10 protein-coding genes are annotated in these 10502 nt (G+C 43.6%); 3 read left to right on the top strand and 7 right to left on the bottom strand.

Features of this window, described 5'->3' with window-relative positions:
• Nucleotides 1-78, bottom strand: a 78-nt coding sequence (locus BGL89_RS17750; RefSeq protein ID WP_286826865.1) for a helix-turn-helix domain-containing protein, incomplete at its 3' end; no start/stop codon positions are given.
• 181 nt (nt 79-259) lie between these two features.
• On the opposite strand from BGL89_RS17750, the gene BGL89_RS17745 reads away from it, so the two are divergent.
• Both BGL89_RS17745 and BGL89_RS17740 read left to right on the top strand, forming a co-directional pair.
• Nucleotides 260-613, top strand: a complete 354-nt coding sequence (locus BGL89_RS17745) for a hypothetical protein (RefSeq protein WP_286826864.1) — start codon at nt 260-262, stop codon at nt 611-613.
• A gap of 228 nt (nt 614-841) precedes the next feature.
• Complete coding sequence (locus BGL89_RS17740) at nt 842-2245, top strand: serine/threonine-protein kinase (RefSeq protein ID WP_286826863.1); 1404 nt, start codon at nt 842-844, stop codon at nt 2243-2245.
• On the opposite strand, the gene BGL89_RS17735 is transcribed toward BGL89_RS17740, so the two are convergent.
• From BGL89_RS17735 to BGL89_RS17715, 5 genes are all read right to left on the bottom strand, one after another.
• On the bottom strand, nt 2237-3676 hold the full coding sequence (locus BGL89_RS17735; RefSeq protein WP_286826862.1) for an aminotransferase class I/II-fold pyridoxal phosphate-dependent enzyme: 1440 nt from the start codon (nt 3674-3676) through the stop codon (nt 2237-2239). The two genes, BGL89_RS17740 and BGL89_RS17735, sit on opposite strands and share 9 nt — an antisense overlap.
• A 174-nt stretch (nt 3677-3850) precedes the next feature.
• Entirely contained in the window at nt 3851-5665 is a 1815-nt protein-coding gene (locus BGL89_RS17730) for an ABC transporter ATP-binding protein (RefSeq protein WP_286826861.1), read from the bottom strand.
• A gap of 40 nt (nt 5666-5705) precedes the next feature.
• Nucleotides 5706-6782: a phosphotransacetylase family protein gene (locus tag BGL89_RS17725; protein WP_286826860.1), complete on the bottom strand. Its 1077-nt coding sequence runs from the start codon at nt 6780-6782 to the stop codon at nt 5706-5708.
• Between the two features lie 34 nt (nt 6783-6816).
• Nucleotides 6817-7194 (bottom strand): type IV pilus biogenesis protein EbsA, encoded by a 378-nt coding sequence (ebsA, locus tag BGL89_RS17720; RefSeq protein ID WP_286826859.1) that lies wholly within the window; start codon nt 7192-7194, stop codon nt 6817-6819.
• Between the two features lie 119 nt (nt 7195-7313).
• The gene (locus tag BGL89_RS17715; RefSeq protein ID WP_286826858.1) at nt 7314-8570 is read right to left on the bottom strand and encodes a GAF domain-containing sensor histidine kinase; all 1257 of its coding nucleotides are present in this window, start codon (nt 8568-8570) and stop codon (nt 7314-7316) included.
• Nucleotides 8571-8964: 394 nt separating this feature from the next.
• Between BGL89_RS17715 and BGL89_RS17710 the strand changes: the two genes are divergently transcribed.
• A complete protein-coding gene (locus BGL89_RS17710) occupies nt 8965-9285 on the top strand; it encodes a DUF3155 domain-containing protein (RefSeq protein WP_286826857.1) in 321 nt (106 codons plus the stop codon).
• A 147-nt stretch (nt 9286-9432) separates the two neighbouring features.
• On the opposite strand, the gene BGL89_RS17705 is transcribed toward BGL89_RS17710, so the two are convergent.
• The coding region (locus BGL89_RS17705) for a S8 family peptidase (RefSeq protein WP_286826856.1) at nt 9433-10502 on the bottom strand (1070 nt) is incomplete at its 5' end.

Raw genomic sequence — 10502 nt, 5'->3', positions numbered from 1 at the left:
TACACAGCCCAAGGTGCGCCGCAATAGCGACTCTTGTTCTGGTGTGGGGTAAAATCGAAACGAATAGGCTTTTTCCATGTCTCACATTTTATATATAGCGTTTCCTGTTAACAAGAGGTACATTCTCAATCCTGAAAAGCTTAATCAGCAAAGGTTAAAGTGTGCCACACAGATGTGAGAACCGCTATATTTCGTAAATGTGCTAATATTTAACAGTAAAGCCGTCGTTCTACGACGGGGTTTCAGTCCCAAATTTTCGATGATAGATTTTAATACTCTCGCTGAATTTTCCCGCAACTATTGCATCTCGATTTGTGCCTTTTTAGTACCCGCTAACTTAGTAACCACCGTTTTAACAGTTCTTTTTCTCTATTTCGGTCGTCCTACCCGTCAAATCTTCCCCATTGCTTCCCTAGCTTTGTTGTTCGCTGTCACCATGTTTCTCCACGTCTCCACTTGGTTAATGATTGGTGTGGTTATGGCCCCCACTTTTATCCTCTTTGGACTGGGTTTAACCTGTTTTGTGATCAATTTTCAAGCCATTAGCGATCGCCAAAGCTTGGAACAGTTATTACACACCGGGGTTAGCCGTCTGGCCCGCTCTTTCAACTAAAAAAGCGCCGAGACTTCCCACCCCACCATTAAGATAACCGCTAGATCTGGCTGAATTTTTTTCAGCCAAAGACTTGACAAAATCAAAAATTTTTGCTAACCTTGTAGTATAATGGGAATCCGTCTCGGCCTACGAACTCTCTTTTTAACTCTTTCTCAAGAATAAAAATTTTAACCCGAATTGCCGGTAGTAGCTAAACTAAGAGCAGTACCAAGGGAAACGGTGACTATGGAAGTTATTTGCACGCGTCCCCACTGTCCGAAACCGCGTAATCAATGCCCAGACCTAGACGATAACAATCGCTTAACCTCGATCGATCAGAAATATTGTACTACTTGCGGGATGCCATTAATTTTAGGGGGACGTTATTTGCCAGAACGTCTATTGGGAAAAGGAGGATTTGGTGCGGCATTTTTAGTAGTAGATCGTTATAGTCCCAAAAAAGCTAAATGTGTACTCAAACAATTTCAACCTTCTGGTAATTTAAGTCCGCAAGCTTTAGAAAAAGCGAAAAACTTATTTTTTCAAGAAGCGCACGTTTTAGAAGATTTAGGACGAGAACATCCCCAAATCCCCGATCTCTATGCTTTTTTCCCTTTAACAGTCAAGAATCAATTAACGGGAGAAGAAGAGCAATTTTTCTATCTGGCCCAGGAATATATCGACGGTAAAAACTTAGAAGAAATTCTCCAACAGCAACAAAAACCCTTTCAAGAAAGTGAAGTCAAAAACATTCTCGAAGAATTACTTCTTATCCTCAAATTTATTCATGAAAATGGTTCCATTCACCGGGATATAAAACCATCTAACATCATGCTATCCAAAAATGGCCGCCTCTATTTACTCGATTTTGGGGCAGTAAAACAGGCTACCAATAATCCCAATAATACACAAGAGAAATCCACAACAATTTACTCGGCAGGATTTGCCCCTCCCGAACAACAATTAGGCAATCAGGTATCAGCAGCCACGGATTTATATGCCCTAGCAGCTACCTGTGTTATGCTCTTAACTAATCGCGATCCTGATGATCTATACGATCCGCAAAAACAGGTATGGAATTGGCAAAATTATGCCCCCAACATCAGTGCAGATTTAGCAAGAGTATTCAATAAAATGTTACTAGCAAATCCCCTGGATAGATTTCAATCCTGTGGAGAAGTTTTAACCGCTTTAAATCCTCCTCCTCCATTTTCCCCATCTCCTTCACCTTCTCCAATTCCTCCATCCCCTTCACCTTCTCCAATTCCTCCATCCCCTCCATCTCCTCCAGTGATTAGAAAAACTTCCCGCTTTTCTCTTGGAGAAACCTTCGCTAATGCTGCCTTTACAGGATTTGAAGGGACATTATTAGTAATTGCCTTAAATAGTTTAGTCCCCTCGGTAGGAATTGTCATCGCTTTTATGATCTTAGGGGGCTTAGTTTTGGCATTATTTAAAAAAGTGATTGAAGGGGTAGATTTAGCGATTCTAGCAGCAAGTACCTCCTTTGCCTTCTGGTTATATACGGAACTGCAAGGAACCCTAAGTTTCCCTGAAATTACTATCATTGCCGTGATGGCAGCCATCGGAGCAATTGCTATTACCGCCTTTTTCCGGTTAATATATCGGATAATTTTGCGATTATTTTAAAACCCTGAAAGTGGTTAAATTATCATCACTACCGCCAGTAATCGTGCCACCGAGGTCTAAAATAGTTTGCAGATAGTCGAGGATTTCCTGCGAAATTAACTCTCCCGGCATCAAAACGGGAATACCGGGGGGATAGGGACAGATAACATCAGCACTAAGACGATCGAGGGCATTTTTCCGGGATACTATCTCTGTAGGGGCAAAAAAAGCCTTTCTAGGAGAAATAGCCAAATTTCCCGTGACTGGGGGAGGAGTGGGGGGTAAACTGGTAGAGGAAGGGGATTTCAGGCATTGAAAAGCAGTAATTAGACGATTAATGTGTTCTCGATGGTTGCCGATGGAGATAATAAAAGTAAGTTGGCTGAAAGTCGGTAATTCTGCGGTGACAGCGTATTTTTCTCGCAAAATATCGTCTATTTCGTAACCAGTTAAACCAAAATCTTTGACGATTACCGTTAAACGAGTGCGATCGAACCAGTGACAACCTGGGATAGAATGGGGAAAGTCTAAAACAGAGATATTAGGAATTTTATTGAGTTCTTTTCGGGCGATAGCGGCTAAATCAAGGGTTTTGCTCAGTAAATCTAGTCCTTGCGTCGCCATTTGCTTTCTGGCACTATCAAGAGAAGCAAGAAGCAAATAACTAGGGCTAGTGGTTTGAACTAATTGTAAGGCTCGATCGACTTTTTCGGAACTAATGCGATCGCTTTTTAAGTGTAACATCGATGCTTGAGTTAAGGCCCCTAAAACCTTATGGGTGGACTGAATAGCCATATCAGCGCCGAGAGACAGCGCAGCCGGAGGTAAATCGGGATGAAAGGCAAAATGCGCCCCGTGAGCCTCATCGACGAGCAGCGGGATAGAATAATGATCGGTAATCTGGGCGATAGTTTTTAAGTCACAGCAAACCCCTTGATAGGTGGGAGAGACTACCATCACCGCTTTGGTGTCGGGATGAAGTTTCAGGGCATTTTCGAGGGATTGGGGGGTTATATTTAAATTTAGATCGATAGTGGGATTATATTCGGGATTGATAAAGATAGGCTGCGCCCCAGAGAGAATTAAGCCTGAAATTGCCGATTTATGAATATTTCTCGCCAAAATAATTTTATCTCCCTGGCCGCAAGTGGCTAAAATCGCCGCAATAATGCCACAACTGGAACCATTGACCAAAAACCAGCTTTTATCTGCCCCAAATGTCTCGGCTGCTAAAATTTGCGCTTCTTTAATCACTCCCGTCGGGGCAAACAAATTATCAAGGTCGGGTAATTCGGGTAAATCGGCTTTAAAGACGCTTTTTCCCAGTAAATTACTTAAATCTTCCCCGATTCCTTCCCCCTGCTTATGCCCCGGTGCATAAAATGGTACATCTAAACTATTGACTTTTTTTTGCAGTTGTGATACTAGCGGAGCAGATTCTGGCGAAGGCATTGTGGGAAGTGGGGAAGTGGGGGGATTTGTCAGTAATCAGTAATCAGTAAACAGTAATTGGTAATTAGTGAAGATTGATCGGCGAATAATATCATTTAAAGCTTAAAACTTAAAACTTATCACTTTAATCTCATAACTGATGACTGATAACTGGTAACCGATCACTGTTAACTGTTAAATATCTGTGCCTAACATTTGCAGTTTATATAAACTAGCGTAGAGGCCGTCTTTGGTTAATAAATCTTCATGGGTTCCCGATTCGACTAATTCCCCGCGTTTAAGGACAAGAATTCGATCGACATCGCGAATAGTAGAGAGACGATGGGCGATAATAATAGCAGTACGATCGACTAGAATCTGTTCTAAAGCTTCTTGAATTAATACTTCTGTCCCCACGTCTAAACTAGCGGTAGCTTCATCTAAAACTAAAATTTCGGGGTTACGAATAGCGACTCTCGCAAAAGCGAGTAATTGTTTTTGTCCTCCCGATAAATTTGAGCCCCGTTCCCGTAAAAGGGTATGATAACCATCGGGTAACTCCTCGATAAAGTGATCGATATTAGTTAATTTAGCTGCTGCCTTCACTTGCTCAAAATCATAATTTTCCCCTAAAGTAATATTGCGAGTAACATCTCCGGCAAATAGAAAAGTTTCTTGGAGAATGACACCGATATAACGTCTTAATTCCGCTTGGGGAAGATAACGGATATCGATACCATCCACTAGAATTCTGCCCTTACTTGGTTCGTAAAGACGACAGAGAAGACGAATAATCGAACTTTTTCCCGCACCGGTGGGACCAACTAAAGCGACTTTTTCCCCTGGATGAATGGTAAAATTGAGACCTTTGATAATATATTCATCGGGTTTATAACCAAACCAAACATTCTCAAAAATAATCTCGCCAGTTTGACGTTTTTCTGGGAAGTAAATCTCTTTATAATTGTTAGAATCGGTGATTTCAATGGGAATACTAATTAATTCACCAATTCGTTCTATAGCAGTAAAACCCGCTTGAAACATGGTAAATTTTTCGGCAAACTGACGCAGGGGATTAAAGAGACGTTGGGAGAATAAAATAAAAGCTGATAAAACCCCAAAATCAATGGTTTTCTGGAGAATAAAAATCCCACCTAACCATAATACTCCTCCCACGGCAATTAATCCGATCCATTCCAAAGTGGACGAGACAGCCGAATCATAAAAAATTGTTTTATCTAGGGATTGACGATATTGAGTATTGATAGCGCGAAACATTTCAGCATTAAAGCGTTCGCGGCGAAATAATTGAACAATATTAACTCCGACTACATTTTCCTGTAATTGGGCATTAAGTTTTGATAATTCCTCGCGGACTTGATAGTTAGCGATGCGGTATTGTTTTTGAAAAAAGATAATTAAAGCAGTGACGGGAAATAACATCAACACCAACAATAAAGCTAATTGCCATTGCAGGGTAAACATGGTGATGATAATAACTAAAATATTGACCAAATCACTGACAACTCCGATCGCCCCACTAGCAAAAACTTCTCCTAATGCTTCCACATCGCTGGTTAAACGAGTGACTAAACGTCCCACGGGAGAGCGATCAAAAAAACTAGAGGAAAGGGAGGTGACATGGGTAAATAAATCTTCCCGGACATTAGCAGTAATTGACTGACCGACTTTCTGCACTAGATAACCTTGCATTGTCCCTAAAATCAGTCGTAAAATAATCGAAACCGAGAGGATAATAATTAGGGTATTGATGGCTGCTATTAAGGGCATTCGAGCCAAAAAATCCCAAGTTTGTTCCTTTTGCAAAAGGGAGACCGCTTGACCGATAATTAAGGGTTGGATCGCCCCTGTGAGAGATAGGGGAAAAAGGAGTATTAATGACCAAAATAGCAGGGCTTTTTGCTTTTTCGCGTAGGGAAGTAATCTTAATAATAAGCTCCAGTCATTTTCTTTGACCAGAGGGGACACAGGGGAGGAGGATAGACTCATGAAGGGGTTTCCAATGAAATTCTCGGCAGCCGGGGAGAAATTACGCCCCTATTGCTAACTTTTCTAACAGGCGATCGATCTGGAAATATTCCTCCATTAATTCTCGAATACAAGCGACTTTTACCTGTTCCTGTAAGCGAATCTTCCCGAAGGCCTGATCGACGATTTCCACGGTGGTGAGAGTATCTAAATTTACCGAGAGAATCGGTACTTCTAAATCCTCAGCCCGGCCCAAAATCAGGGGATCTGGAGAGATAGAACCAGTTAAGATTAAACAGGTGGTGGAAGTTTCTAGGGCAGCTAACTGTAGGTCTGTGCGATCGCCACCCGTAATCACCGCCATATTTTCCCCCTTGCGAAAATATTCTAAAGCGGCGTTGACATTCATTGCCCCGATCGCTAAACTTTCTACCATCCAATCCAAACGATCGGGCCGACATAATACTTTGGCCCCTAAAAGATGGACAATTTCCCGAACACTAATACTACGCAGCAGTTTACTAGCGGGTAACAGTCCTAAAACTTCCACACCTTGGCTTACCAGATAGGGTTTAAGGAGAGATTGTACTTCCTCCCAATCATCGGCCGGGATATCACTAATCACTACCCCCAGCAGCTGATTATTTAATTCCTCTCTTGCTTTCAGCAGACTCTCGGCAATTAGGGGAGAACTATAGCGGGCCACCAATAGGATCGGAGTCTGGAGAATTTTGGCCATCTCCCCCATCGATAACTGAAAAATACTCCCTTCCCAGAGAGTCCCCGGCCCTTCGAGGAGGGTAATATCACTGTTAACCCGATCGAGATAGCCAGCAAGAATATTACCGTAGTCCTGTTTATCTGCACCTTGCAGACGTTTAGCAACGGAATCCACATCTGTATAGATCACGGGTAAACGCAGCTGTTCGGGGGATAATTCTAGTAATTGCCGGATAAATTCTACATCCTCATCGACCAATTGCCCATCGACGTATCCCGGACAATTGCCCACTGGTTTGCCGTAACTTATCTCTAGTCCTTTTTGCCGCAAGAGATGTGCTAAACCGACGATAGTTCCCGATTTACCACTGAGGGGTTCTAGGGAAGATATGAGTATAGATTTGGCTGATTTCGCCACGATTTGCTCCTTTTAACCCGTAAAATCCCGACTTTTATTCTTCAAATCGCAGCAGTTTCCGATAAAATCCCTGCGAAAAGTCGGCTGAACCTAGCTGCTTAAAGAGTTTAATCGCATCGATGAGATATTCGATCAACTCGGCGTTAATAATCGTCATCTCATAGCTTAGGTCGGCCTGTCCTTCAAATTGTAAACGACAACGGGTCAATTCCGAGGGCAATTTTGATACATACCAAGATGCCACAAAGGGAATCCCTTGACTGTTTTCTATGCGACGACGACCTTCTAAAGATCCTCCTTGATACAAAGCGATCGCATAGGGCAGGATACTATGTTTGTCCTTGGCATAGTAGGGCATATATACTACCACATCGGCCTTATTAGCGGGTTCTAATTGTTCGATAGTCGGCATAATTAGTTAATTCTTTGGTTCACAGCCAAGTTACCATTGACACTGATATTTTCCATATATTTTAACCGATCGCCCCAGGAATCTCCCGAGCGAGAAAATAGGCAGAATTGACCACCAGATCATCCCTCTATACTGAGGTTATCATCGGCTATAACTGGTATATGAACCCGAAAAACCGTGCCGGGGTAGAGGGAACTTGTTTGCTCGGGATTGGGACTGATAAATTCAATCCTCCCCCCCATGCTGGTAATTAATTCTTTGGCGATCGCTAAACCCAATCCTGTACCCGGTATATCTCCCCCTGCTTGCACTCCCCGGTAGTGACGTTGAAAAATTCTTTCTTGATCGCTCCTCGCTATACCATAACCCGTGTCTTTAAAAACAATTTCTACACTATTCTTAACATTCTGCACCTCGACGGTGACTTTTCCGCCAGCAGGAGTATATTTGAGGGCATTATCAATTAAATTGCTGAATACTTCCCGCAAACCGGGGATATTGGCGCAAATAAGTGGTATGTCTTCCCCGTGAATCGTTTCTAGACGGAGATTTCTCTCTTTGGCTACCGCTTGGGCCGAAAGGAGCAGCGGATCGAGAATATCATGGAGATCGATCGGAGTTAGTTGGCTGCTGTCAGCAGGCAAGAGAAAGGCGGTGGGGGAAGATTGCGCTTGCAGGAGAGGAATATCGACAGTGGGGTAATTTTCGCTTTCTTGGTGGATTTGTGCTTCAAATTCGGCGATTAAGTCCCGAACTCGATCGCTTTCCCTCAGGATACCAGTAATGGCGGGATCGTTACCTTCTTCGGCTAAAAGCCTTTTGAGCAGAAGTTTACCAAAGGTTTTTAAAGCGGTGAGGGGATTGCGGATTTGATGGAGAAAGGTATCGAGGCGCTGACTTTGCCATTGTCGATAATAACGTTCTTCTCCCAATTGGCGATCGAGTACACAGGCTAAAGCGAGGGTTTGGGTGATTTTTTCCATCTGGGTTAATTCCCAACTTTGCCAAGGTCGTTTTTCTCTGGTTGCCACCAATAATCCGATCATGCCCTCTTCATACATTAAGGGTAAAAACAAGCGATGACCGCTGACGGTCTCCTGATTACTCCAGAGGTGGGATAAATCTTCTAACTTAACCGCAGTTAACAAGTCTGCCGCCGGTTGCCCTGGTTGTAAGGAAAGCCGCTTTTTTTGGGTAGAAGGGGGGTTAAAAGGCGGATAAACAACGACTGGGATTAAATTGCTCGATAAAGGTTCATTTAAATAAACTGCACTTCTGTCCGTTTCCATTTGCTCTCGCAAAAGTTCCATCTGTGCCTGACAGAGGGCAATAAAATCATCACTCAGGGGAGTCCGGGAGGGGGAGGAGAAGGGCATACCAAGAAAGTAAAAAGTAAAAAATCAGAAAACCTAGATACAGCTAGGGTTGCGAGTTTTGTTTCCCAGTTTACATAGGGGAGAATGACCCTCCTCTTGAGTCGAGGGCAACCGGCAAAAAGCAATTAGGACAAGGGTTTGGTCACTATTTTCGGGGTGGATCACGGTATATATTAAAAAAAGTTTAAGAATAATAAGTTTTGTATCGGGATTTGGGGCAGTGTTTTCGTCAGAAAAACTTAAACCTAGTCTCAGTCTAGCTTCTAGTCAAATTTGTCTGTAATTAAGTTTGTGAGGGACACTTGATTTCTTGGTCTAGAAGGGATATAATCGCTACGGCTTTTGTAACTATCATTACCATTACAGCGATTAGCCAAAACAGGAGGTAATTGGGTTGGCCAGAAAACGGAAACGTAAGAGTCGCCGTCGTCAAGAAGGACGTAAGATACTTGAACTCATACCCCAGTATAGTATTGAAAGTGGCGAAGATAAACCTGTAACTGCGGCGCGCAAGTACATTCAAGCTATAGGCATTAGCCCACCAGCTTTATTGATTGTTAAGCGTAACGAGCATACAACCGATCGCTATTTCTGGGCTGAAAAAGGACTGTTTGGAGCGCAATATGTGGAGGAAAACCACTTCCTTTTCCCAAGTTTGCGCGACCTGCAGCCCCAGCCTCAGACCGTCAAAGCGGCGGTAGCAGTTGCCAAATAACTCAAAGGACTATTAATGGTATCATGGAAAGTAAACTCGTTTACCGAAAAGTAAACGAGTTTTTTTTGTCTGAGACCTAGGAATCAGCCATCAGCGAAAAGCTGATGGCTGAAGATAAGAAATCTGAGTCCGAAAAACAGCCAAGTTTTAGGCGACATTACCTGCTGTGGCAGTAATAATTTGACGTACTTGAGCATCGGTCAGATTAGGATTGGCATTCAACATTAAGGCCACCACTCCAGCTACATGAGGTGCTGCCATGGAGGTTCCACTCAAGAAACCATAGCCACCATTAGGGAGAGTAGAATACACTTGCACGCCGGGGGCAGTGACATACATCATTGAGGAATTAGAGCCAGCACGATTGGAGAAGGAAGCCATCTGGTTAGAACTATTAACGGCACCGACGGCAAGACCCCAAGAGGTGGCACTGGAAGCGGGATAACCGGGTTGAGCTGCGCCCGCATTACCGGCGGCCATAACCACGATAACACCGCGACTGCTGGCATACTGGAGGGCCGATTGAACTGCACTGTCAGTGCTACCACCCCCCAAACTCATATTAATTACATCAGCACCGTTATCTACCGCGTAGCGAATTCCTTGGGCAACGCCACTATAGCTGCCACTACCGGAATCGCTCAAAACTTTCACTGGCATAATTCTGGAATTGTAGGCCACACCAGTGGCTCCGAAACCATTATTACCAGCAGCAATGGTTCCCGCCACATGAGTACCATGGCGGTTGCCATCTAAAGTGTTATTATTGCCATTGGCAAAGTTCCAGCCATAAACGTCATCAACGTAACCGTTGCCATCGTTATCAAGACCATCATCGGCAATTTCGCCCGCATTCGTCCAAATATTGGCCGCTAAGTCGGCATGATTGCGGTCAACTCCTGTATCTAGTACAGCAACTACGATTCCCTGTCCTGTATAACCGCTTGCCCAAGCTTCGGGAGCATTAACTAAGTTAACCCCCCAGTCATTAGCACCACCAAAAGTGGGAACATCGGCAAAAGGACTTTGATTCAAGGCTCCGGCGACGGCTCTTGCGGCATTAACTAAACCGTATCCTGAAATGGCACTATATCCGGGGGTGACTGTGGCTGTGGTAGCCGACAGGCTTAAGTTATAGTTAGTGCTGCCACTATAGGGATAAACCCGGACAAAGTAAGTACCCGCATTCAGTTGACGGGTAATACTCTCACTATCGT

It is taken from the genome of Microcystis sp. LSC13-02 (assembly GCA_002282935.1).
Lineage (GTDB): Bacteria > Cyanobacteriota > Cyanobacteriia > Cyanobacteriales > Microcystaceae > Microcystis.
Note: the sequence above shows the minus strand (reverse complement) of the source record. Positions and strands in the feature narration are given on the sequence as shown.